The organism is Pseudonocardia sp. P1 (genome assembly GCF_000178675.2).
Lineage (GTDB): Bacteria > Actinomycetota > Actinomycetes > Mycobacteriales > Pseudonocardiaceae > Pseudonocardia.
In genome coordinates, this window is the sequence record NZ_ADUJ02000001.1 from 2485399 (window position 1) to 2508925 (window position 23527).

23 protein-coding genes are annotated in these 23527 nt (G+C 75.8%); 6 read left to right on the forward strand and 17 right to left on the reverse strand.

Annotation, left to right across the window (positions count from 1 at the left end; all coding sequences use genetic code 11):
* The first annotated feature begins 112 nt into the window (after window positions 1–112).
* The gene (locus tag PP1_RS10955; RefSeq protein WP_139317005.1) at window positions 113–589 is read left to right on the forward strand and encodes a hypothetical protein; all 477 of its coding nucleotides are present in this window, start codon (window positions 113–115) and stop codon (window positions 587–589) included.
* A gap of 6 nt (window positions 590–595) precedes the next feature.
* Here PP1_RS10955 and PP1_RS10960 read toward each other — a convergent pair whose 3' ends face one another.
* From PP1_RS10960 to aroQ, 7 genes are all read right to left on the reverse strand, one after another.
* Entirely contained in the window at window positions 596–1501 is a 906-nt protein-coding gene (locus PP1_RS10960; RefSeq protein WP_075314002.1) for a PfkB family carbohydrate kinase, read from the reverse strand.
* A complete protein-coding gene (locus tag PP1_RS10965; RefSeq protein WP_010235389.1) occupies window positions 1498–2943 on the reverse strand; it encodes a purine-cytosine permease family protein in 1446 nt (481 codons plus the stop codon). The genes PP1_RS10960 and PP1_RS10965 overlap by 4 nt, the downstream gene beginning before the upstream one ends.
* Window positions 2944–2952: 9 nt before the next feature.
* Window positions 2953–3957, reverse strand: coding sequence for an ADP-ribosylglycohydrolase family protein (locus PP1_RS10970; RefSeq protein WP_075314001.1), 1005 nt, complete (start codon window positions 3955–3957; stop codon window positions 2953–2955).
* The gene (locus PP1_RS10975; protein WP_060573738.1) at window positions 3954–4676 is read right to left on the reverse strand and encodes a GntR family transcriptional regulator; all 723 of its coding nucleotides are present in this window, start codon (window positions 4674–4676) and stop codon (window positions 3954–3956) included. Before PP1_RS10975 ends, PP1_RS10970 begins: the two co-directional genes overlap by 4 nt.
* Window positions 4677–4803: 127 nt before the next feature.
* A complete protein-coding gene (locus tag PP1_RS10980; protein WP_010226410.1) occupies window positions 4804–5550 on the reverse strand; it encodes a maleate cis-trans isomerase family protein in 747 nt (248 codons plus the stop codon).
* Entirely contained in the window at window positions 5547–6593 is a 1047-nt protein-coding gene (locus PP1_RS10985) for a leucyl aminopeptidase (protein ID WP_029239305.1), read from the reverse strand. The genes PP1_RS10980 and PP1_RS10985 overlap by 4 nt, the downstream gene beginning before the upstream one ends.
* Window positions 6594–6692: 99 nt before the next feature.
* Window positions 6693–7295 (reverse strand): gamma subclass chorismate mutase AroQ, encoded by a 603-nt coding sequence (aroQ, locus tag PP1_RS10990; protein WP_010226406.1) that lies wholly within the window; start codon window positions 7293–7295, stop codon window positions 6693–6695.
* 168 nt (window positions 7296–7463) lie between these two features.
* On the opposite strand from aroQ, the gene PP1_RS10995 reads away from it, so the two are divergent.
* A complete protein-coding gene (locus PP1_RS10995; protein WP_249265940.1) occupies window positions 7464–8348 on the forward strand; it encodes a 3-keto-5-aminohexanoate cleavage protein in 885 nt (294 codons plus the stop codon).
* A gap of 202 nt (window positions 8349–8550) precedes the next feature.
* Here PP1_RS10995 and PP1_RS11000 read toward each other — a convergent pair whose 3' ends face one another.
* The gene (locus tag PP1_RS11000) at window positions 8551–8706 is read right to left on the reverse strand and encodes a hypothetical protein (protein WP_010226402.1); all 156 of its coding nucleotides are present in this window, start codon (window positions 8704–8706) and stop codon (window positions 8551–8553) included.
* Window positions 8707–8920: 214 nt separating this feature from the next.
* Here PP1_RS11000 and PP1_RS11005 point away from each other — a divergent pair, with 214 nt between their 5' ends.
* On the forward strand, window positions 8921–10657 hold the full coding sequence (locus PP1_RS11005) for a pyruvate dehydrogenase (protein WP_075314966.1): 1737 nt from the start codon (window positions 8921–8923) through the stop codon (window positions 10655–10657).
* Between the two features lie 4 nt (window positions 10658–10661).
* On the opposite strand, the gene PP1_RS11010 is transcribed toward PP1_RS11005, so the two are convergent.
* The gene (locus tag PP1_RS11010) at window positions 10662–11849 is read right to left on the reverse strand and encodes an ROK family transcriptional regulator (RefSeq protein ID WP_083697036.1); all 1188 of its coding nucleotides are present in this window, start codon (window positions 11847–11849) and stop codon (window positions 10662–10664) included.
* Window positions 11850–11894: 45 nt separating this feature from the next.
* Between PP1_RS11010 and PP1_RS11015 the strand changes: the two genes are divergently transcribed.
* Window positions 11895–13127, forward strand: coding sequence for an MFS transporter (locus PP1_RS11015; protein ID WP_083697035.1), 1233 nt, complete (start codon window positions 11895–11897; stop codon window positions 13125–13127).
* Window positions 13128–13144: 17 nt separating this feature from the next.
* On the opposite strand, the gene PP1_RS11020 is transcribed toward PP1_RS11015, so the two are convergent.
* A complete protein-coding gene (locus tag PP1_RS11020; RefSeq protein ID WP_075314960.1) occupies window positions 13145–14113 on the reverse strand; it encodes an aldo/keto reductase in 969 nt (322 codons plus the stop codon).
* 136 nt (window positions 14114–14249) lie between these two features.
* On the opposite strand from PP1_RS11020, the gene PP1_RS11025 reads away from it, so the two are divergent.
* Complete coding sequence (locus tag PP1_RS11025) at window positions 14250–15776, forward strand: AMP-binding protein (RefSeq protein WP_010241918.1); 1527 nt, start codon at window positions 14250–14252, stop codon at window positions 15774–15776.
* Here PP1_RS11025 and PP1_RS11030 read toward each other — a convergent pair.
* The 6 genes from PP1_RS11030 to PP1_RS11055 form a co-directional block, all read right to left on the reverse strand.
* Window positions 15757–16176: a hypothetical protein gene (locus tag PP1_RS11030; protein ID WP_050802556.1), complete on the reverse strand. Its 420-nt coding sequence runs from the start codon at window positions 16174–16176 to the stop codon at window positions 15757–15759. The two genes, PP1_RS11025 and PP1_RS11030, sit on opposite strands and share 20 nt — an antisense overlap.
* Complete coding sequence (locus PP1_RS11035; RefSeq protein ID WP_010241920.1) at window positions 16169–17692, reverse strand: multicopper oxidase family protein; 1524 nt, start codon at window positions 17690–17692, stop codon at window positions 16169–16171. The genes PP1_RS11030 and PP1_RS11035 overlap by 8 nt, the downstream gene beginning before the upstream one ends.
* Before the next feature lie 100 nt (window positions 17693–17792).
* Window positions 17793–18470, reverse strand: a complete 678-nt coding sequence (locus PP1_RS11040; protein WP_010241922.1) for a response regulator transcription factor — start codon at window positions 18468–18470, stop codon at window positions 17793–17795.
* Window positions 18454–19620 (reverse strand): sensor histidine kinase, encoded by a 1167-nt coding sequence (locus PP1_RS11045; RefSeq protein WP_075314000.1) that lies wholly within the window; start codon window positions 19618–19620, stop codon window positions 18454–18456. The genes PP1_RS11040 and PP1_RS11045 overlap by 17 nt, the downstream gene beginning before the upstream one ends.
* A gap of 35 nt (window positions 19621–19655) precedes the next feature.
* Window positions 19656–20459, reverse strand: a complete 804-nt coding sequence (locus PP1_RS11050) for a TrmH family RNA methyltransferase (protein ID WP_010228973.1) — start codon at window positions 20457–20459, stop codon at window positions 19656–19658.
* 53 nt (window positions 20460–20512) lie between these two features.
* Window positions 20513–21688, reverse strand: a complete 1176-nt coding sequence (locus PP1_RS11055; protein ID WP_139323790.1) for an MFS transporter — start codon at window positions 21686–21688, stop codon at window positions 20513–20515.
* Between the two features lie 75 nt (window positions 21689–21763).
* Between PP1_RS11055 and PP1_RS11060 the strand changes: the two genes are divergently transcribed.
* Window positions 21764–22579 (forward strand): crotonase/enoyl-CoA hydratase family protein, encoded by an 816-nt coding sequence (locus PP1_RS11060; RefSeq protein WP_010232861.1) that lies wholly within the window; start codon window positions 21764–21766, stop codon window positions 22577–22579.
* A 138-nt stretch (window positions 22580–22717) separates the two neighbouring features.
* Here PP1_RS11060 and PP1_RS11065 read toward each other — a convergent pair whose 3' ends face one another.
* Entirely contained in the window at window positions 22718–23527 is an 810-nt protein-coding gene (locus PP1_RS11065; RefSeq protein WP_075313999.1) for an SAM-dependent methyltransferase, read from the reverse strand.

Below are 23527 nucleotides of genomic sequence, written 5' to 3' on the forward strand. Positions count from 1 at the left end.
ATGGCGTGCCGTTCGGGCGTCGGCTCGGTGTTCGGCGCGGTGCCCGGCGCGGTGCCCGGCGCGGTGCCCGGCCGTCGTGCCGGGCCGGGGACGGCGGGATTACCGTGGCCGGGTGCGTCCCCGAACCCGATCCGGCCGTCGCGTGTCCGTCCGGGCCGCCACCGTCGCGGTGGCGGCCCTCCTCGTGCTCGCCGGGTGCGGGACCGGCCCGGCGACCACCCGGACCACCACCGGCGAGGGCACGAGTGCCTCCGACCGCGTCGGCGCCCCCGGCCTCGACGCCCTGCGCACCAAGTTCCGGTTCTTCGCCGAGGACACCTGCTTCGACGGCGACCCGGCGCAGGTCTTCCCGCGCTGCGGGCGGTTCGTCACCGAGATCCGCAACGTCGTCGGGCAGGTCCGCCGGGACGCGCCCGCCGCGGCCCCGCAGGCCGACGCCACCGAGGCGGCCGTCGACCGGTTCACCGCGGGCTGCGCGACCGATCCGGGCACCGTCGGCGGCGGCGACCCGGCCACCTGCGGCCCCGCGTTCCGCGAGGTGCAGGAGGCCGTGCAGGGCATGGCGACCGCGGTCGGTGCCCCCGGCTGATCCGCCTCAGGCGGTGAGCAGCGCGTCCACCTCGGCCCGGGTCGGGGCCGTCGCCGGGCCGTGCCGGGTCACGGCGAGCGCCGCGGCGGCGTTCGCCCGGCGCGCGGCGACGGCCCACCCGGCGCCGCGCAGCAGCTCGGCGGCGAGAACCCCGCAGTGCGCGTCCCCGGCCCCGTTGGTGTCGACCGCCCGCACGGACGGCGCCGGGACCTGCTCGGCCCGCCCGTCCCGGACCAGCACGCAGCCCGCGGCGCCGTCGCGCACCACGACCACCGCACCGTCCGGGAGCCGCCGGGCGAGCTCGCGGCCCGCGGCGGTGGCATCCGGTTCACCGGACAGCAGCTTCGCCTCCCGGGCGTTGCAGCTGAGCACCCCGGTCGCCGCGAGCATCCGGGCCCACGTCCCGGCCGGGACGTCGCCGACCAGCGGTCCGGGATCGAGCAGCACGGTGCCGGCGGTGTCCGCCGCAGCCTCCACGACCTGGGCGGCCTTGTCCGGGACGAGCAGGCTGTAGCCGGACACGTAGAGCACGTCGTCCGGTCCGGTCGGCGGCAGCCCGCCCGCCAGGCCGGACTCCACGCCGCTGCCGGTCACGAACGTCCGCTCACCGGACGGCTCGACCAGCGTCACGCAGATCCCGGTGTCGCCACCGGCGCCGGGCGGTGCCGCGACCTGCACGCCCTCGGCGGCCAGCGCCGCCCGGACCAGCTCGCCGCGGGGCCCGGTGCCGTGGCCACCGGCGTAGAGCACCGGGGCACCGGCCCGGGCGGCCGCGGCGACGACGTTGAACCCGCCCCCGGGCAGCATCGCGGTGTCCGAGGCCATGACGTCCCCGCCCGGCGGCGGCAGCGCGGGCACCCGCATGACCAGGTCGACGAGCACCTGGCCGGTGTGCACCAGCCGGCCGCTCACCGCGGCTCCCGGGACCCGCCGAGCAGCGCGTACGCCCCGGCCGCCACGACGAAGGTGATCACCCATGCCAGCCCGTTCTCACCGAACCAGGTCCCGGCCAGCGGCCCGGTGAACCACGGCTCCGACGAGGGACCGACGGTCGCGAACAGGTACCCGGCGACGATCGCGAGCGCCCAGGCCGTGGTGGCCCGCGGCTCGATCCCGGCGCGGTACCAGTAGCGGCTGGTGCGCCCGGTGTCCATCAGCGCGTCCGGGTCGTAGTGGGTGCGCCGCAGCATGTCGACCGCGAACACCCCGACCCACGCGGTGATCGGCACGGCCAGCGCGCTGATGAAGGCGATGAAGGGCGTGTAGAAGCCGTCGGCGACGAGCATGAAGTAGATCGCCCCGGCGAACGTCACCAGCACGTCGACGACGACCGCGTACACCCGCGGGAGCCGCACGCCGAGGGTCAGGGTGGTGAGCCCGGCCGAGTACACCGAGAGGTGGTTGGAGAGCAGCAGGCCGCCGAACGCGGCGACCAGGTACGGGATCGCCATCCAGGCCGGGAGGAGGTCGCGGATCGCGGCGACCGGGTCACCGGCCTCGGCGAGCGCGGGATCACCGGCGGCGAGCAGGCTGCCCAGCGAGATCAGCAGCACCAGCGGGATCCCGGCACCGGCGGCCGCCGACAGCACGAGCGACCCGGCCCGCACCGACGGCGACTGGTAGCGGGACATGTCGGCCGAGGCGTTCGCCCAGCCGATGCCCGTCCCGGCGGCGATCACGCCGACCGCGGCCACCACCGCACCGGTGGGCGCGGGCGTCGCCGCGGCGACGGCCGTCCAGTCCACGGTGGCCACCAGGAAGCCGCCGACCAGGATGTTCAGCGCCCCGAACACCCAGGTCGCCCAGCGCTGGACGGCCACCAGCACGCCGTGCCCGAGCCCGGCGACCAGCACCGTGCAGAGCACGAACACCGCGATGCAGGCGATCGTGATCACCGGATGGTCCTTCGCCGCCGGGCTGGTACCCGCGACGATGGTGACCAGCGAGAGCAGGGCGAACGCGGCCGTCGTCGTGTTGACGGTCTCCCAGCCGAGCCGGGAGAGCAGCGACACCAGCGTCGGGCCGATGTTGCCCCGCACACCGAACACGGCCCGGGACAGCGTCAGTCCGGGGGCGCCGCCGCGGCGGCCCGCGATCGAGACCGCGCCGACGATGGCGAACGACCCGACCGCGCCCAGCACGGCGGCGATCACCGCCTGCCAGACCGTGAGCCCGGACGCGACCAGCGTCGCCCCCAGCGGGAGGCCGAGGATCGAGATGTTGGCGGCGAACCACACCCAGAAGAGCTCGCCCGGACGCCCGTGCCGCTCGGCGACGGGGACGGGCTCGATGCCGCGGGTCTCGAGCGCTCCGCCGGCGGTACCGGCGTCGGTCTCGGTGGTACCGGTGGCCATGGCGGCCTCCTATCGGGCGGTGGACCGGAGGTGGAGCAGCCCCGCGACCACGTCGTCGAGGGGGTCGAGCAGCGGTGCGTTGACCCGGCGCACGGTCGCGACGAGATCGGCGGGAAGGCCCGCGGCACCGTGCACCGCGCCGAGGACGGCGCCGCAGATCGCGGCGACCGTGTCGGTGTCCCCGCCCAGCGACGCGGCGGTGACCAGCGCGGCCCGCGGGTCGTCACCGAGCGCGGCGGCCAGGCCGATCGCGGCGACGACCGACTCGGTGGCCGTCACCGAGGTCCCGACGACACCGGCGACGGCGTCGGCGAGGGCGTCCGGGGCGAGCCCGGGCAGCAGCCGGCGGGCGACCACCAGCCGGTCGGCGACCGAGGCCCCGGCCGCCCACCCGCCGCGGCCGGCACCGGCCCGGGCCGCGTCCACCGCGGCGTCCAGTGCGGCGGGGAGCCCCGCACCGGACACCGCGGTGGAGACCGCGGCGGCGACCGCCGCGGCGGCGGCGATCCCGGGCGCGGTGTGGTGGGTGACGACCGCGGACTCCACGACGGCGTCGAGCAGCCGCGCCCCGGTGCAGGCGATGCCGACGGGGGCGACCCGCATCGCGGCGCCGTTGGTGACGCCGTCGCGGCCGGCCCGCTCGGGGGACTCGCCGTCGGCGAGCCGGGTCAGCGCGAGCTTCGTGGAGGGGCCGAGCAGGTCCCGTGACCCGCGCCGGATCATCTCCTGCTCCCAGTCCTCGAGCGCGGCCCCGAACATCCGCGGAGGCACCCGCCCGTCGTGGGCGACGAGGATCCGGGCGAGCAGCAGGGCCTGCTCGGTGTCGTCGGTGACGGTCCCGGCGGGGAGCTTCGGGGCGATCGGCTGGTCGTCGGCGCCGTCGAGGAGCCGGTCGACGACGCCGTAGCGCTCCGCGATCGCCTCCCGCGACATCGACTGGGTCGGCATGCCGAGCGCGTCGCCGACGGCGAGGCCGAGCAGCGCGCCGAGCGCGCGGTCGTGCTCGCCGCTCACCGGGCGTCCCCGGCCGTCGTGGTGCCGCCGAACGCGAGGTGGAACCGGAAGCGCTGCGGGTCGAGGAGGCTGACGACGTGCTCGGCGAGCGCGCCGTCGGCGGTGCGGGTGACCCGCACCGCCCGCAGGAACAGCTCGCCCGGCGTCCGTTCGAGGCGGACGGCGTCGGCGGCGTCGAGGGGTTCCGCCGAGATCCACTGCTCGCCGCCGGCGCCGTGCAGGCCGGCCGCGGCGAGGGTGGCGGTGATGGAGCCGTCGACGAGGCCGCGGTCCGGGAGCCCGGCGAGCGCGCCGCCCGCCGGGAGCGACGCGGTCTCCAGCGAGACGGGGCGGCCGTCGGCGCGCCGCAGCCGCCGGACGGTGACCAGCGGTCCCTCGCGCTCCGCGACGGCCGGGTCGCCGCCAGCGGTGATGCCGAGCAGCTCGGTGGTGACCTCGGCGCCCGCACCGGCGAGCGCGCGGGCCCAGCCGACCTGCTGGTCGAGCGGCGCCCCGTCGAAGGTGACGAACGAGCCGACCCCGGTCTCGGTGGCGATGAGGTCGCGGCGCTGGAGCTCGGCGAGCGCACTGCGCACGGTCCCGCGGGACACCTCGTAGGTCTGCGCGAGCTGGTTCTCCCCCGGCAGGCGCTCGCCGTGTACCAGCAGGCCGGAACGGATCCGGCCGGTCAGGTCCGCGACGAGCCGGGCCCGCTTGCCCCGGCCACCCTGTTCAGACATGTACAAACATGTACAGCACGATGCCGGGCCCTGTCCAGACCCCGTTCACCGGCCCCGACCTGCGCGGATCCGGGCACGCCGACGGGCCCGCACCCCGTGTCGGGGTGCGGGCCACGGGCGGCGGCGGTCAGCCGGCCAGCAGCGCCCCGGCGCCGGGGACCCGCGGGTCGAGACCCAGCTCGGTGAGGATCCGGTGGGTGGTCGCGGTGGCCGCGGACAGCACGGGGATGCCGATCTCGTCCTGCACCGGCTGGATCGAGGGCAACGACGGCATCTGCACGCAGGCACTGAGCACGAGCGCGTCGGCGCGGGTGAGGTCGAGCCTCCGGTGGTGCTCGCGCAGGTCGGCCGGGTCCAGCCGGGCGACGGCGAGGTTGTCCGGCACCTCCAGCGACAGCGCGTCCACGACCTCGACGCCGGCGTCCTCGATGTAGGTGACGACCGCCTTCGTCAGCGGCTCCATGTACGGCGTGATGATCGCGACCCGCCGCGCCCCGAGCGCGGCGATGCCCGACAGCAGCGCGCCGGCGCTGGACACGACCGGCGCCTCCGAGCCCTCGGCCCGCAGCGCCGCGGTGATGTCGTCCTCGGCGGTGCAGTGGTAGCCGGGCCCCTGGGCCATGATCGCGACGAGGCACGCGGTGGCGACGACGTCCGGACGGGCGTCGGCCAGCTCGGTGGCGGCCCGCTGGGCCTGGGCGTTCATCGCGCGCAGCTGCTCGGGGGTGACGTGCTGCATCCGGGCCCGGGCGGCGTGGAAGACGAAGCGGTCGCCGGGCAGCGCGTCCTCGCGGGCACGCAGCATCCGCGGCAGCTCGGTCTCCATCGTCAGGTTCGACGACGGGACGATCATCCCGATGTGGTGGTCGGTCATCGGCGGTTCACCGGCCGCATCTCGGGCACGGTGAGCGCACCGGCGTCGACGATCAGCTCGTCGTCGAGGTAGAGGGAGTTGCCGCGCATCGGGATGTCGAAGTGGCAGGCGGTGTCGTTCGGGCCGCCGAGCTCGTTGTTCGGGCCGATGGAGAACATGACGTTGCCGTAGAAGCTGCGCAGCTCCATCCCCATGCCGCCGCCGAACTGGGTGAGCCCGTGCCAGTGCGCGCGCTCGTCGAGACCCCAGCCGACGTGGCTCATGCCGTAGCCGCGCGGGTCGTCGAAGCTCTCGATGTAGGAGCGCAGGAGGTCCGCGTCGAGTCCCGAGGAGCCGGCGCCGCCGCGGATGTCGCGGATGAAGCCCTCCTCGATGGTGATCTCCACCGGGGTCTGCACGTAGGTGTTGAACGGCAGCAGCACGTCCCCGGGCGCGAGGACGATCTTCCCGTCGACGCCGGTGTCCGACCCGCCGGTGAACACGAACGCGGCCGGCCAGTGGTCCCAGCGGCCGGGGGTGTCGGTGTAGCCGTACTCGCTCATGGTCGGGTACATGCCGAGCTGATAGGTGACGTCGGTGCCGTGCGGGCTGGTGATCCGCATGGCCGACGCCTTGGCGAGGAGCTCGGCGCCGGTCTCGACGCGCTCGCGCAGCTCGGCGGTCGGCATCAGCCGGGCGAGCAGCTCGGGCGGCTCGACGGCGGTGAGGATCCGGGTGCCGGCGTCCTGGATCGCGAACTGCTCGGGCGAGAAGAGCAGGAACGTGCAGTCGACGACCATGTCGGCGGCCTTCAGCGCGTCGACGGCCAGCGGGATGTTCCCCAGGCCGGAGTCACCCACCGCCCAGGCGCCGTTCGCGCTCGACGGGGACGGCAGGCGCATGTGGTAGCCGGTCGCGCCGAGCTTCTGGATCGCCCAGAGGAAGGCGTCGGCGTACTCGGTCCGCTCGGCACCCCGGGTCAGCACCACGACGGTCTCGCCCTCGTGCACGCCGGACAGGGTCAGCTGCTGCAGACAGATGTCGTTGAACAGGTTCTGGTCCATCGCGACCACCTCCATGGCTCGTCCTGTTAATCCGAGCACGTACTATCCGGGTACGCAAGACCTGGGCGGGCCCGAAACAGGACCGTCACGCGCGGGCGGCTACTCCGGGGCGCCGTCGCAGACCGACATCAGGGCACGGCCGAGGGCGGCCCGGTGCACGTCGTCGAGCGTCGCCGACCGGGTGACCGCGGCCTGCGCGAGCGACGACGCGCAGTCCTCGTGTGCCCGGGCGGGTGTCGCCAGCTTCAGCGCGGCGACCAGCTCGTCGCCGATCCGGTCGAGCTCCGGGCGCACCTGCGCCAGGTCCACCGGGGCGGGGCGGGCGCCGGGCTGCTCGGTCCAGCGCCGGAGCAGGTCCTCCTGCACCTGGGTGCTCGCCGCGATCTGGTCGGCGAACACCCGGGCGGTCCACTCGGGATCGACGCCGTCGCGGGCCGCGTCGGCGCGGGCGTCGTCGACGACGACCTTCTCCCGGGCCGGGTCGGTGACCGGCTGCCCGGTACCGGCCTTGGCGGCGGCGACGCGGTCGGACAGCACCGCCCGCTCGGCCGCGAGATCGACGACCCGGGTCAGCCCGTCGGCGGGGGCCGCGCCCGCCGGGCCGTCCGTCAGCGGCTCGGGCGGGTCGCCGCACCCGGCCACCAGGGCGACGACCGCGACGGAGGCGGCGACGACAGCGGCACGACGGCGGATCCCGGTCACGCGCAGGACCCTACGACCCCCCACCGGACGGCCGCGCCGCGCCACCCGCCGGTCCGTCCGGGCACGTCCGGCCCGCACCGAGATGCAGGTCAGCGCGAGTCGTCGATCTCCCGGCGACGCCGAGCTGCATCTCGACGAGGCCGGGGCGGGATCGGGATGCTGACCGGCGTGGACTCGACGGTGATCCTCGAAGCGGCCCTGAACGGCACGACGACGCGGGAGCAGAACCCGCACGTCCCCCGCACCCCGGGGGAGGTCACCGAGCAGGCCCTGGAGGCACTCGACCTCGGTGCCGCGATCGTGCACAACCACAACGACGAGCCGATGTTCACCCGGGACGGGGTGCACGCCGTCGAGCCGTATGTGCAGGCGTGGGAACCGGTGCTCGCCCGCCACCCCGACGCCCTGCTCTACCCGACGATGGCGGCCGGCGCCCGGGACGTCCCGGTGCGGCGCCGCTGGGCGCACGTCGAGGAGCTCGCCCGGCGCCGGATGGGCGGGTTGACGCTCGTCGACCCGGGCTCGGTGAACGTCGGCCTGCTCGACGACGGGACCTGTCCCGCGGCGGCCGCGCCCGAGCCGTACCAGAACTCGTTCGCCGACACCGAGTACATGTTCGCCCGGACCGCCGAGCTCGGCGCCGCGCCCAGCATCTCGATCTTCGAGCCGGGCTTCCTGCGGACCACGCTGACCCTGCAGCGGCACGGCCGGGTGCCGCCGGGGGCGATCGTGAAGCTCTACTTCGCCGACCGGCTGCAGTTCGGGCTCCCGCCGACGCCCGCCGCGCTGGAGGCCTACCTGGAGCTGCTGGAGCCGTCCGGCCTGCCGTGGTCGGTGGCCGTCCTGGGTGGTGACGTCGTCGGGTCCGGCCTGGCGGAGCTCGCGGTGCGGCGCGGCGGGCACCTGCGGGTCGGACTGGAGGACTTCCACGACCGCGCGGGGTCGGCACCGTCCAACCGGGAGCTCGTCGAGGGGGCGCTGCGGGTGATCGAGTCGGCCGGCGCGACCCCGGCCTCCCCGGCCCGTGCCCGCGCAATCCTGGGCGTCCGGTGACATTCCCCGGAATTCATGATCGAGTACCCCGGGAATGACGTCGCGGTACCCCCGGGACGACCGGCGAAACATGAATTCCCGGGCCGATGCCGACCTGGAATGCGAGAGGGGCGTGACTCCGGGGGAATTCCCCGGGACCACGCCCCTCGACCCGTCGCGAGCCGACCGTCACCCGGACCTCACCGGGAAACGATCGGCCTGGTCAGAACCAGGTCTTCCGACCACCCACCGGCTTGCCGATCGCACCGAGGATCACCAGGATCACGCCGATCACGAGCAGGATGCCGCCGAGCGTGGTGAGCAGTCCGATGTTCAGGAAATACCCTACGACGAGCAAGATCAGTCCCAGAATGATCATTCGATCATCCTCCCTTCCGGAATGTGGGTGGAATGTACATCGACATCGCGGGCACTGCACCGCGTGGACCGATTCCGACACGCCGATCGTGATGTACGGGCGGCCGGCGTGACGGGAACCGACCGGCTGCCGCGGCCGGCACACCACACGGCGGTTCGACGAGCGGTGAGCGGGGGACCCTGCACCCGACGGACCGAGTGGAGGGAGCGTGCCGGTGAGCCGCACCGTGGCCGACCAGATGATCGAGCTGCTGCACCAGGCGGGCGTCGAACGGATCTACGGACTGGTCGGGGACAGCCTGAACCCGCTCGCCGACGCGATCCGCCGGGACGGCCGGATCCGCTGGGTGCACGTGCACAACGAGGAGGGCGCGGCGCTGGCCGCGGCCGCCGAGGCACAGCTGACCGGGCGGCTCGCCGTCTGCGCCGGCAGCTGCGGGCCCGGGAACACGCACCTCGTCCAGGGCCTCTACGACGCGCACCGCACCGGCGCGCCGGTGCTGGCGATCGCCTCGCACATCCCGTCGGTGCAGATCGGCACCGGCTACTTCCAGGAGACCCACCCGGAGCACCTGTTCGCCGAGTGCTCGGGCTACTGCGAGCTGATCTCCCGGCCGGAGCAGATGCCGCGGATGCAGCGGATGGCGATGCAGAGCGCGATCGCCCGCCGCGACGTGTCGGTGCTGGTGCTGCCCGGTGACGTCAGCGCCGAGCCGGCCGCGCACGACACCGGCCGCTCGGACCTGGTGACGCCGTCCGGCACCGTCGTCCCGGACCCGGCGAAGGTCGACGAGCTGGCCCGGCTGGTGGACGGGGCGTCGTCGGTGACGCTGTTCGTCGGTGCGGGGATCGCGGGCGCCCGTGACGAGGTGCTCGCACTGGCCGGGGCGGTGCAGGCCCCGATCGGGCACTCGCTCGGCGGCAAGGAGTGGATCCAGTACGACAACCCGTACGACGTCGGCATGAGCGGGCTGCTCGGCTACGGCGCCTGCTACGAGGCCACGCACGAGGCGGACCTGCTGATCCTGATCGGCACCGACTTCCCCTACGACGACTTCCTGCCGCAGGCCCGCACCGTCCAGATCGACGCCGAGGCCGCGCACCTGGGCCGGCGCACGGTGCTGGAACTCGGCGTGCACGGCGACGCCCGGTCCACGCTGGCCGCCCTGCTGCCGCGGATCACGGCGCGGACCGACCGGAGCTTCCTCGACCGGATGCTGCGCCGGCACGCCGAGGCGCTGGAGAAGGTCGTCGGCGCCTACACCCGGAAGGTCTCCGACCTGCGCCCGATCCACCCCGAGCACGTCGCCGACGTCCTCGACGACGAGATGGCCGACGACGCGATCGCCACCGTCGACACCGGCATGTGCAACGTCTGGGCCGCGCGCTACCTGACCCCCAACGGCCGGCGCCGGATCATCGGCTCCTACCGGCACGGGACGATGGCCAACGCGCTGCCGCACGCGATCGGCGCGGCGAGCGCGTTCCCCGGACGGCAGGTGGTCTCGCTGTCCGGCGACGGCGGGCTCACGATGCTGCTCGGCGAGCTGCTGACCGCCGTCGAGCACGGGCTGCCGCTCACCGTCGTCGCGTTCAACAACGGCTCGCTGGGCATGATCCGGCTGGAGATGATGGTGGCGGGCTACCCGTCGTTCCAGACCGACCACGGCCCGGCCGACCTGGCCGGGATCGCCCGTGCCGCGGGCGCGCACGCCGTCACCGTGGAGGACCCGGACCACGTCCGGCCGGCACTGCGCACGGCACTCGACCACGACGGCCCGTCCCTGGTGGACGTGCGCACCGACCCGAACGCGCTGTCCATCCCGCCGCACGTCACGGCGGCGCAGGTCCGCGGGTTCGCGCTCGCGGCGACCCGCACCGTGCTCGACGGCGGCGTCGGGAAGATGGTCGAGCTGGCGCGCAGCAACCTGCGGTCGATCCCGCGGCCGTGACCGCTCAGCCCGCCCGGGCCGCCAGCCCGGACGCCGAGGTGGCGTGGTCGAGGGCGATGGCCGCCGCCCCCCGCAGGACGCCGTCGGCACCGTGCGCGGCGTCGTGCACCGGGGGCGGCTCGGCCCGGCGGAACGCCATCAGCCCGGCGTCGTAGGCGACGGCGAACGACTCCGGGGCGGCGGCCCGGAGCGCGGGCGCGAGCCCGCCCAGCACGACGACCTCCGGGTCGTGCGCGTTGACCAGGCCGGCCGTGCCGCGGGCGAGCGACGCGGCCGCCGACGTCACCACCGACGTCGCGGCGGCGTCCCCGGCGGACGCCCGGTCGAGCACCCGGCCGGTGTAGGAGTACGGGTCGTCGGGCTCGGGTTCCCCGAGCATCCGGGCCAGCGCCCGGCCGTCGGTGCCGTTGTTCCAGCATCCCCGGGCACCGCACGCACACTCCAGCGACGGGTCCCCGAACGGCAGGTGCCCGAACTCCCCCGCCGCACCGCGCGCGCCGGTCTGCGGGCGCCCGCGCAGCAGCAGGGCGCCGCCGATGCCGACCTCGACCGTGAGGAACAGCGCCGTGCCCGCCCCGGCGGCGGCGCCGTCGCGCACCTCGGCGACACCGGCGAGGTTCGCGTCGTTCCCGACGAGCACCGGCAGGCCGTGCCCGGCGGCGATCCGGCGCACGTCGAGCGGGCTCCAGCCCTGGCCCGCGCCCTGGGCGAGGTGCTCGTCGACGATCGTGGCGGCGACCCCGATCCCGGTGGCGACGACCGGGCCGGGATGCTCCGCGACCAGCTCGCCGACGACCGCGGCCAGCCGGGAGACGACGGTCTCCGGGTCCCGCCGGGTGTGCCGCCCGGACCGCACGGCGACGGGCTCCCCGTCGAGACCGGCGAGCCCGGCCCGCCAGTCCTCGAACCGGACGTCGACCGCGACGACGGCGGGCCCGCCCGGCGCCGGGACGAGCCGGGTCGTGGGCCTGCCGCGGCCCCCGCACGGCGCGCGCTCCTCGGCCACCCAGCCCAGGTCGCGCAGCCGGCCCGCGATCTCGGTGGCCGACCCGCTGGCCAGCCGCAGCCGCCGGGCCAGCTCGACCCGGGTCAGCCCGGGCTCGCGCCGGACCTCCCGCAGGGCCTCCGCGGTGGCCCGCCAGCGGTCGGTCTCGGCCCGGCCGGGACGTGAACCGGCTGACACCGCCCCCATCTCGTTTGACACCTCCGGGCGCGCGGTCTTTATCCTCGTGACGCGATGAAAAACTACCCCGCGCGCTCCGGCCACTCTCCCACCCCCTCCTCCACCACCGGAAAGCCCGGCCCCGCGCTGTTCGCCATGGCGCTGGGCGGGCTCGCGATCGGCACCACCGAGTTCGCCTCGATGGGCCTGCTGCCGGCGTTCGCCGCCGATCTCGGCGCGACGGTGCCGCAGGCCGGCACCGCGATCAGCGCCTACGCGCTCGGGGTCGTCGTCGGCGCCCCGGTGCTCGCCGTGCTGGGAGCGCGGTGGCCGCGCAAGCGGCTGGTGCTGGTGCTGGCCGCCGCGCTGGCGGTCACCAACATCGCCTCGGCGTTCGCGCCGACGTTCGGCACCTTCGTCGGGACCCGGTTCCTGGCCGGGCTGCCGCACGGCGCCTACTTCGGGACGGCGTCGGTGCTGGCCGCGTCGCTCGTGCCGCGGGAGCGGCGGCCGCGCGCGATCGCGACCGTGATGAGCGGACTGATGATCGCGAACATCGTCGGCGTGCCCGGGGCCACCTGGCTCGGCCAGGCCGCGGGCTGGCCCGCCGCCTACCTGGCGACGGGTGCGATCGCCGTCGTCACGATGGCGGCGGTGTGGTGGCTGGTCCCCGACGTGCGCGAGGAGCGCCGCGGCTCGGTCGTCGCCGAGCTGTCGGCCCTGCGCCGCGGCCAGGTGTGGATCACGATGGCCGTCATCGCGACCGGGTTCGGCGGATCGTTCGCCGTCTACAGCTACGTGACCCCGATCCTCACCGAGGTCTCCGGTCTCGCCGAGGCCGCGGTGCCGCTCGCGCTCGCGGTGTACGGGCTGGGGATGACGCTGGGCAACCAGGCCGGGGGCCGGATGGCCGAGGCGGCGCCGGTCCGCACGATCGCGGCCGGGCTCGGCGCGGCGGCGCTGTCGATGGCGGTGTTCGCGGTGACGGCGTCGTCGGCGGTCATGGCGCTGGTGGCGTTGTTCGCACTGGCCTTCACGACGACGGCGACGACCCCGGCGCTGGCGACCCGCCTGATGGACGCCGGCCGGGAGGGCCCGACGCTGGGCGCCGCCCTGCACCACGCCGCGTTCAACGTGGCGAACGCGCTCGGCGCGGCGCTGGGCGGCGCGGTGCTGGCCGCCGGCTGGGGCTGGACGTCGCCCGCCGCGGCCGCCACCGTCCTGCCCCTGCTCGGCCTGGTGGCGCTGGGTGTCGCCGTCCGGATGGAGCGGGTCGAGCGGCGCCGGGACCTCGCGCTGGCCGCGTAGCCCCGGCGCCGCGGCGGTCACGCCTCCGGCGCGCTCGCGTCGGACAGCGCGGCCAGCTCGACCGGCTCCAGGGTCAGGGTCAGCGCCGGGAGGACGGCGTCGAGCTGCGCGGTCGTGCGCGCGCTGGCGATGGGCGCGGCGACCGTCGGCTGGGCGCCCAGCCAGGCCAGTGCCACGGCGGGGACCGCCACGCCGCGGGCACGGGCGATCTCGTCCAGGGTGACCAGCACCTTCTCCGCCCGCGGGTCGGCGAGGTAGGCCCGCGCCCCCTCGGCGCGGGCCCGCGCCATCGGCCCGCTGGTCACGCCGGAGTCGACCGCGGCGGTGTCACCGGCCCGGTACTTCCCGGTGAGGAAACCCTTCGCGAGACCGAAGTACGGGAAGCAGGCGAGCCCCTCGGCCTCGGCGACGAGTGCCTCCTCGGCCTCGTAGCCGCGCTCCATCAGGTTGTAGTGCGGCTGGGTCGCGGTGAACCGGGCCCCACCGGTGCCGCCGGCGACCGCGAGCGCGGACCGCAGCCGGTCCGCGGAGAAGTTCGACGCCCCGATCTCGCGGACCTTCCCGTCCCGGACCAGCCCGTCGAACGCGGCGAGGTAGTCCTCCTGCGGCACCGCCTCGTCGTCGACGTGGGCGTAGTAGAGGTCGATCCGGTCCGTGCGCAGCCGGCGCAGCGAGTCCTCCGCGGCCGCACGGACGTTCTCCGGGCCGAGCCCCTGGCGGCCGGGGAGCTGCCCGACCTTGGTCGCGAGCACGACCCGGTCCCGCATCCCGGGCCGGGCGGCGAGCCAGTTGCCGATCACCGTCTCGGACTCGCCGCCCGAGTTGCCCTCGGCGGCGGCCATGTAGGAGTCGGCGGTGTCCAGCATGGACCCGCCCGCGCCGACGAACGCGTCGAGCAGCGCGAACGACGTCTCCTCGTCCGCGGTCCAGCCGAACACGTTCGTCCCGAGGCAGAGCCCCGACACCTGGTTCCCGATCGTCGTCATGGCGGGCGGGTACCCCGCGGGCCCGGCGACGAAGCGAGAGGTGTCGATCGGCTCACCTTCCGGAAGCACGGGCCCGTGTCGATCGTTGCGTCTGGTAACGATCCCGTCGGACACGAACCACCTGGAGGAACCACCGATGCCGACCGGCGCGCACACCGACGTCGAGGAACTGCTGGACGCCCTGGAGACCGGACGCGACCGCGAGGCCCTCGTGCACGGCGACCGACGCCTGACGGCCGGTCACGTCGCCGACACCGTGCACCGGCTCGCGCACACCCTCGACGGCCGGGTCGGGCCCGGCCAGGTCGTCGCGCTGCTCGCCGGGAACTCGCCCGAGGCGCTGATCGCGCGCTACGCGGTGAACCTCCTCGGTGCCGGGGTCACCCAGCCGCACGAGGGACTGGCCGCCGCGGCGCAGGCCCGGATCGTCGACGACGTCGAGCCCGCACTCGTCCTCGTCGACGCGGCACAGGCGGAGCAGGCCGCCGCGGTCCTGGACCACGCGTCGCCGGCCGAGGTCCTGGCGCTGGGCACGGTCGCCGGGCGCGAGGACGTCCTGGCGGAGTCCGCCGCCGCGTCCACCGAGCCGGTCCGCGGGCGGGCCCGCCCGGAGGACGTCGAGCAGATCCGGCACACCGGCGGCACGACCGGCCACCCGAAGGGGATCACCTACACCTTCGACCACCACACCCGCGCGGCACGGCTGCGCGACGCGATGGAGCCGCTGACCCCGCAGGGCCCGGCCCGGATGCTGGTCGCCACGCCGGTCGCGCACGCCGGTGGCGGGGTGGCCGACCGGATGCTCACCGGCGGCGGGACGGTCGTCCTGCTCGACCGGTTCGACGCCGGCGACTTCCTCGCGGCCGTCGAGCGCGAGCGGATCACGCACTCGTTCCTGCTCCCGCCGCTGCTGTACCGGCTGCTCGACCACCCCGGCCTCGACGAGACCGACCTGTCGTCGCTGCGCTCGCTGCTCTACGGCGGGGCGCCCGCGAACCCCCGCCGGATCGCGGAGGCGCACGAGCGGATCGGGCCGGTCCTCACCCAGTTCTACGGCCAGACCGAGGCCGGCGGGATCAGCATCCTCACCCCCGCCGAGCACGAGAAGCCGGAGCTCCTCGGCACCGTCGGGCGGATCGTCCCGAGCACCGAGATCGCGATCACCGGCGACGACGGCGCCCGGGTCGCCGACGGCGAGCACGGCGAGCTGTGGGTGCACACCGGCACCGAGATGGACGGCTACTGGAAGCAGCCGGAGCTGACCGCCCGCACGATCTCCGACGGCTGGGTCCGGACCGGTGACGTCGCCCGGCTCGACGACGCCGGCTACCTGCACCTCGTGGACCGCGTGAAGGACATGGTGATCGTCGTCGGCGGGCACGTGTACACCTCGGAGCTCGAGGACACCCTCATGGAGCACCCGGGCGTCCGCCAGGCCGCGGTGTTCGGCGTCCCGGACGGCGACGGCACCGAGGTCGTGCACGCCGCCGTGGTCGCGGGCGACCCGGCGCCGTCCGCCGGGGACCTGACCGGCCTGGTCGCCGAGCGCGCCGGGGACATGTACGTCCCCCGGGTCAGCTTCGTCCCCGAGCTGCCCCTGACGGGGATCGGCAAGACCGACAAGAAGCGGCTGCGGGCCGAGCTCACCGGCGTGACGGCCTGAGCACCGGCGCCCGGTCCGCCGTCCGCGCGGCGGGCCGGGCCGGGCGCAGCGCCCGCACCGCCACCACCACCTGGGTCACGACGACCGCGATCCCCAGCGGGACGTGCAGCGTCAGGAGCCCCGCGTGCCCGATCGCGACCTGCGCGGTGTCGGCGACGACCAGCACCGCGCTCACCGCGAGCGGCCACACCGGCATCCCGCCCGGCCACACCGCCGGGACCGCGAGCACCGTCTGCACCATCGCGACGAGGATCAGCGAGCCCCCGATGCCGCCGTGCCAGGCCAGTGCCGGGCCGACGGCGTCGAGCAGCGCGCCGGCCGCCCCGACCTGGGCCAGCACGAGCAGCCCGTGGAACACCGCCCACACCCGGAACGGGACGGCGGCGAGCGGCCTAGCCATGGTGGCCGCCCACCCCGGCGGCGAGGGTCCGCGGCACGTCGGCGGTCCCGGGCGGCACCACGACGAACTGCCCCATCATTCCCTGGTCCTCGTGGTGGAGCAGGTGGCAGTGGTACATGTACGGCACCGCCGGGTCGGGGTGGCGGCCGAAGCGCAGGAGCACCCGCGTGGTCGTCCGCGGCGGGACGTACACCGTGTCCTTCCAGCACCGCTCCGCCGCGGGCACCGGCCGGCCCGCGGCGGACAGCACCTGGCCGCGCGCGTCGTGGACGTGCAGGTTGTGCGGGCGGGAGTGGACGTTCGCCAGCTCCCAGACCTCCTCCGCACCGGCGGGGACGACCTCGTCGATCCGGGTCATGTCCATCGACCTCCCGTCGATCGTGTCGTCGCCGAGCTCGAACCTCCGGACCCTCGTTCCCGGCGCGGGCTCCGGGCCGGGCTCGTGCGGCAGCCGGTCCGGCAGCGGCGGTGCGGGCGCGAGCACGGCGGCGGGCCGGATCTGCAGCACGTCGAGGGTGTCGCGGGCACCGATCGTGCGTTCGGTGCCGGACACCGCGCCGAGGTCGTGCGGGACCGAACGCAGGATCACGGGGCGTCCGGGCTCGAGATCGAGCAGCACCTCGGCGCGCTCACCGGGGGTGAGCAGCACGTCGGGGACCGGGCGCGGGGCCGGGAGCAGCCCCGAGTCGGTGCCGACGAGCACGAGCGGGCGCCCGTCGGAGCGGGCGAACCGGTAGCAGCGGGCCGGTGAGGCGTCGAGCAGCCGCAACCGGATCCGCGCTGTCGTCGCCACCAGGTACGGCGCGACGGTCCCGTTGACCAGCAGGGTGTCGCCGAGCAGGCCGTGGGCGTTGCGGTGCGCCTCGTCGAACGCGCCGTCGGCGGTGAACACCCGGTCGGTGACGACGACGGGCACGTCGTCCACGCCGTAGCGGTGCGGCAGCGGGATGCCGCCGTCTGCGCCGTCCGCGCTGTCGTCGATCACGAACAGCCCGGCCAGGCCGCGGTGCACGTGCCGCCCGGTGACGCCGTGCGGGTGCGGGTGGTACCAGAGCGTCGCCGCCGGCTGGTCGATCGTCCACTCCGGACTCCAGGTGGCGCCGGGCTCGATCGGGCTGTGCGGTCCGCCGTCGGCGGCGGCGGGCAGCACCATGCCGTGCCAGTGCGTCGAGGTCCGCTCGGGCAGCCGGTTGGTCACGTGCACGCGGACCCGCTCGCCGCGGGTCGCGCGCAGGGTCGGGCCGCCGAACGGGGCGTCGTACCCCCAGGTCGGGGTGTCCCGGCCGGCGAGGAAACCGCTCGTCCCGGGCGCCGCGGTCAGCCGGAAGGTGCGCACGCCGCCGTCCACCGTGGAGGGTGCGAGCGGCGGGACCGCGAGCGGGCGGGGCACCGGTGCGGGGCGCGGTGCCGAGACGGGGGCACGCGAGCACGACTGCAGCAGCATGCCGCCCGCGGCGGCGCCCGCTCCGGCCAGCGCGGAGGCGAGGAAGCCCCGGCGGGTGAACGCTCTGGTCATGGGACCGAGCCTCGCCGGGACACCGGTCCCGGCGCGTCGGCGCGACGACGTCACCCGCGGCTACGCGCCCGGGCGTACGACCCCGGGACCCGGGCCGGGGTCAGCGCCGCTGCCCCACCAGACCCGTCTCGTGGGCGATGACGACGAGCTGCACCCGGTCGCGGGCGCCGAGCTTGGTCAGCAGCCGCCCCACGTGGGTCCGGGCGGTGGCCGGGCTGATCACCAGCTGGGCGGCGATCTCGCCGTTGGTGTGCCCGCGCCCGACGAGGGCGAGTACCTCGCGTTCCCGTCCGGTGAGGACGGCGAGCCGGTCGGTGCCCGGCGGGGCGGCGGGCCCGTGCCGGGCGAACTCGGTGATGAGCCGCCGGGTCACCGACGGCGCCAGCAGCGCCTCCCCCGCGTGCACGAGGTCGATCGCGCGCAGCAGCGCCACCGGGTCGGTGTCCTTGAGCAGGAAGCCGCTCGCCCCGGAGCGCAACGCCCGGTAGACGTAGTCGTCCAGGTCGAACGTGGTCAGCACGATCACCCGGGTCCCGGCCAGCTCCGGGTCGCCGGTGATCGCGGAGAGGGCGTCGAGACCGTCGGTGCCGGGCATCCGGACGTCCATCAGCGCCACGTCGGGCCGGGTCTCGCGGGCCCGGCGGACGGCCTCCGCGCCGTCGGCGGCCTCGGCGGCGACCGCGTAGCCGTCCTCGGTCTCCAGCAGCACCCGCAGCCCGGCCCGGATCAGCGGCTGGTCGTCGGCGAGCAGCACCCGCACGTCAGACACCCGCCGCACCTCCCGCCGCCGGCGTGGTCCGGATCGCGACCGGCAGCTCCGCCGTCACCACGAACCCGTCCCCGTCCGGTGCCGCGGTGCACCGCCCGCCCAGCGCCGCGGCGCGTTCGGCGAGGCCGCGCAGGCCCTGGCCCTCCGGCCGTCCGCGCTCCCCCGCGGGGGCGGCCGGACCGCCGTCGTCGCTGATCCGCAGGTGCAGCAGGTCGCCGTCCCGGTCGAGCGTGACCCGCACCGCCGACGCGTCCGGCGCGTGCCGGACGGTGTTGGTGACGGCCTCCCGCACGGTGCCGAACGCGGCCCGGTCCACCTCCGGCGGGAGCGCACCGGCGTCCCCGGCCACGGTCACCGTGATCCCGGCGGCCCGCCCGGCGCGGACGACCTCGTCGAGCCGGTCGAGCCCGCCGGCGTGCCGGTCCGGGGCCGTTCCGTCACCATCGCCCGGGTCGGCACCGGGGTCGGCGGGATCACGCAGCAGCGCGAGGGTGCCGCGCAGCTCGCGCAGGGCGTCGGTGCCGGCGTCGCGGATGCGTTCCAGCGCCGCGACGGCCTCCTCGGGGCGGCGGGCCGCCACGTGCGCGCCCACCCCGGCCTGCACGACGATCATCGAGAGGCTGTGCGAGACGACGTCGTGGACGTCGCGGGCGATCCGCAGCCGTTCCTGCTCGACCCGGCGGACCAGCCGTTCCTCGGCCCGCCCCGCCGACGCCTCGGCGGCCCGGCGCACCGCTCCGACCGCGACACCGAGCGCGACGGTGACGACGATCCACGAGTAGTGGTCGAGGTGCAGCTCCGGCGGCGGGCCGACGATCAGCTGCTCGGTACCGGTCCACGCCAGCACGACGAGGACCCCGGTGAGCACCGCGTGCGGCCAGCTCACCCGGCTGGCGACGGTGTAGACGGCGACCGCGACGAGCAGCGAGGCCGGACCGTCGGGATGGTCGAGCCAGTAGTAGAGCGCCGTCGGCACCATCACCGCGACGAGCACGGGCACCGGGTGGCGGCTCCGCCAGCACAGCAGCAGCGTGGCGAGTGCGATCAGGACCGCGCCCCAGGGCAGCAGCGGGCGGCCGGACGGGTCGGCGAACAGCGCACCGGCGACCGCGGCGGCACCCACGACGAGCGCCACCAGCACGTCGCGCACGGTCGGCATGCCGCGAGGTTACGCAGAGCGCGGTCCGCGCCGCGTCAGCCTGCTGACGTACCCGAGCGCTGCCGGACCGCCTCGAACAGCACCACCGCGGCGGCGATCGAGGCGTTGAGCGAGTTGACGGTGCCGCGCATCGGGATGACGACGGTGGCGTCGGCACCCGCCAGCCACGGCCCGGTGACGCCGGTCGCCTCGGTCCCGATCACCAGCGCCGTCGGGCCGGTGAGGTCGGCCCGGCCCAGCTCGGTCGTCCCGGCCGGGGTGGTGACGACGCTGCGCACGCCGCGGCGCCGCAGCCACTCCTGGACCTCCGCGGTCGGCGCCGACGCCACCGGCACCGCGAACACCGTGCCCTTCGACGCCCGCACGACGTTCGGGTTGGCGAAGTCGGTCCCGGCCCGGTCCGGGGTCGCGATGACCACGGCGTCCACCCCGCACGCCTCCGCGGTGCGCAGCATCGCGCCGACGTTGCCGGGCTTCTCGATCCCCTCGGCGACGAGCACCAGCGCGTCCGGCCGGAGCTCCAGCTCGTCGAGCGGGCGGCCCGGCGCGGGGGCGACCGCGAGCCAGCCGTCCGGGGACTCGCGGTAGGCGATGCGGGCGAACACCTCGCGGGTCACCGACGTCGCGCGGGCGCCGGGCATCCGTTCCAGCAGCTCCTCCGACCGCACCAGGTCGGGGGCCCAGTAGACCTCGGTGGGCCGGACCCCGGCGTCGAGGGCGAGGGACAGCTCGTCGTGCCCCTCGACGAGGGTGACGCCCGCGGCGTCGCGGTGGCGGCGGGTGCGCAGCCGGACCAGGTTCTTGACGCGCGGGTTGGCGGTGCTGGTCAGGTCGGGCACCCGGCGAGCCTAGGACGGCCGGTCCGCGCCCGGACCGGCCGGGCGGCGGCCCGTCAGGAGGCGGTGTCCCCGGCGCGCGCGGCGAGCCAGGCCGCGGTCGCCACCGTCACCGCGACCAGCACGGCCAGCGGGACGGCGAGCGCCTGCACCGGTGCCGACGCCGTCACCAGGAACGGCGTCGCGAAGCCGAGGTAGGCGGCGGTGTAGAAGACGCCGTTCGCGGCGCCGCGGCCGGACGCCGGCGCGAGCCGCCCCACCAGGGTCAGTCCGGCGTTGAGGCAGAGCCCGCCCCCGGCACCGAGCAGGATCCCCGCCACCGCGACCGCGACGACCGAGCCGGTGAGGGCCGCGACGACGCCGGTGGCGAACCCGAGCGCGCCGAGCGCCGCGCCCAGGGCGCCGGCCCGCGCCCCGGGGCGGTGCGCGAACGGCTGCACCAGGGTCCCGGTGCCCAGGGTCAGCGCGGCGAGCAGCCCGGTGAAGGCGACCAGCCCGGACGCGCCGGGCAGCAGCAGCGGCAGCACCGTCACCGAGACCGACGGGAACGCGTACACGCACACCGCCGTCGGGACGACGACACGGACGAACGTCCGCCGGGCCGCGGGATCGAACCCGGGCCGCGGCAGCAGCCCGCGCGGGACCACCCCCACCGGCGGGCTCCCCGTCCCGACGGTGACCAGGACGGCCGCGACGGCCACGACCAGCAGCCCGACGTGGACGAGGTAGGGCAGGGTCAGCGGCAACGGCCCGTACGCGGCCAGCAGCCCGGAGGCGAGCGGACCCAGGCAGAACCCCGCGGTCTGGGCCACCGAGGCCGCCCGGGCGGCCCGGCCCGCACCGTCCGCACCGGCGCGGTCCTGCAGCCAGGCGCTGCCCACCGAGAACACGGCGCCCGAGGCGAGGCCCTGCACGAAGCGGGCCGCGAACAGCAGCCACAGCGCCGACGCCCCGCCGAGGAACAGCAGCGACGCCAGCACCACCCCCACCGAGGCGGGCAGCAGCACGCGGACCCGCCCGAACCGGTCCGACGCCGGCCCGCCGAGCAGCAGCGACGGCGCGAGCCCCAGCGCGTACACGCCGAAGATCGCCGCGAGCGTGCTCGGCGCGAGATCGAGCTCGGTGCGGTAGACGAGCAGCAGCGGCGTCGGCACGTTCGTGCCGAACGCCGTCGCGAACAGGAGCCCGCACGCCACCCACCACGTCCGGTCCCCCGCGCCCCGTTGCCGCACCGACGCATCCTGTCAGGCCGGGGTTACTCCGCGGTAGCCTCCGGGTCGGACCGGATCGGACACGAGGGAGTGCGCATGGGCGAGCCGACGGGCATCGCGGTCGAGGTGGCGGACGGGGTCGCGCGGTTGCGGCTGGACCGCGCGGAGGCGGCGAACGCGCTGAACGAGCCGATGTGGTTCGGGCTGCGCGACGCGCTCCGCGCGCTGGACGACGACCCGGCCGTCCGCGTCGTCGTGATCAGCGGCAACGGGCGGCACTTCTGCTCCGGCATCGACGTGGCGATGCTGGGCGGGCTGAAGGAGACCGCCGCCGACGACTCCCCGGGCCACGGCGCGGACCGGCTGCGGCGGGTCATCCTCGACCTGCAGGAGTGCCTGACGGCGGTCGAGCGCTGCCGCACGCCCGTGATCGCGGCGGTGCACGGCGTCTGCCTCGGCGCCGGTCTCGACCTCGCCGTGGCCTGCGACCTGCGGTACGCGACGGCCGACGCGTCCTTCGTGCTGAAGGAGGTCGACATGGGCCTCGCCGCCGACGTCGGCGTGCTGCAGCGGCTGCCGCGGATCGTCGGCGAGGGCGTCGCGCGGGAGATGGCCTACACCTGCCGCCCGGTCTCCGGGACCGAGGCGCGGGAGCTGCGGCTGGTCAACGGCGTCTACGACGACGCCGCCGCCCTCGAGGAGGGCGTCGCGGGCCTCGCGGCGGAGCTGGCCGCGAAGTCCCCGCTGGCGATGCGCGGCACCAAGTACGCGATCACCTACGCCCGCGACCACACGGTCGCCGACTCCCTCGACCAGATCGCGACCTGGAACGGCGGGCAGCTGGTCTCCGCCGACCTGCAGGAGGCGGTGTCGGCGTTCCTGGAGAAGCGCCCCGGCACCTACCGCGACTAGCACGGCGCAGCCGCACAGCGTCCGGGCCTCCCGCACGAGCCCGAACCTGTGCGGCAGCCGGCCGGCCTGTGCGGATGCCGATGGGCTGCGCGGCTGCCGTGGGGCTGCGCGAGGGCGGGCGGCTCCTGGCCGGGCCGGTCAGCGGGCGATCTCGCCCACGGCGGCGTACATGCCGACGACCCGGCCCGGCTCGTGGCCGGGCTCGGGGCGCCACCGGCTGACGTCGACGAGGCCCGGTTCCAGCAGGTCGACCCGGTGCAGCAGGCGGCGCAGGGTCGCGCGGTCCCGGGCGGCCGCGGGCTGGGCGCTCTCCTGGGTGAACCGCTCGATCGTCCGCATCTCCTCGGCGGCACGCTCGTCGTCGACGTCGGTGCTGCCGTGCGAGAGGACGAGCAGGCCGCCGGGCCCGAAGGCGTCGCAGTAGCGGTCGAGGAGCCGGGTGAGGACGGCGTCGTCGCGGACGAAGTGCAGCACCGACACGGCGAGCACGGCGGTGGGCACCGTGGGATCGAACAGGTCCGCGACGCCGGGGGCGGCGAGGACGGCGTCGGCGTCGGTCAGGTCGGCGGCCGAGATCGTCACCCCGTCGACGCCGTCGAGGATCTCCCGCGACATCGCGACCGCGACCGGCTCGCTGTCGACGTAGGCGACCCGGGCCGCGGGATCGGTCCGGCGGACGATCTCGTGCAGCGGCTCGGCCGTCGGGATGCCGGAGCCCAGGTCGAGGAACTGCCGGCAGCCCCGGTCCAGGCAGGCCCGCACCGCGCGGCCGAGGAAGGCCCGGTTGGCCACGGCGGCGTCGCGGGCACCGGGCAGCGCCTCCAGCAGGCGCTCGGCGAACGCGCGGTCGGCGGCGAAGTTGTGCGCGCCGCCGAGCATGTAGTCGTAGACGCGGGCGGGGTTGGGGAGGCTGAGATCGGGCCCGCCGGTCCGGTCCGGATCGATCAT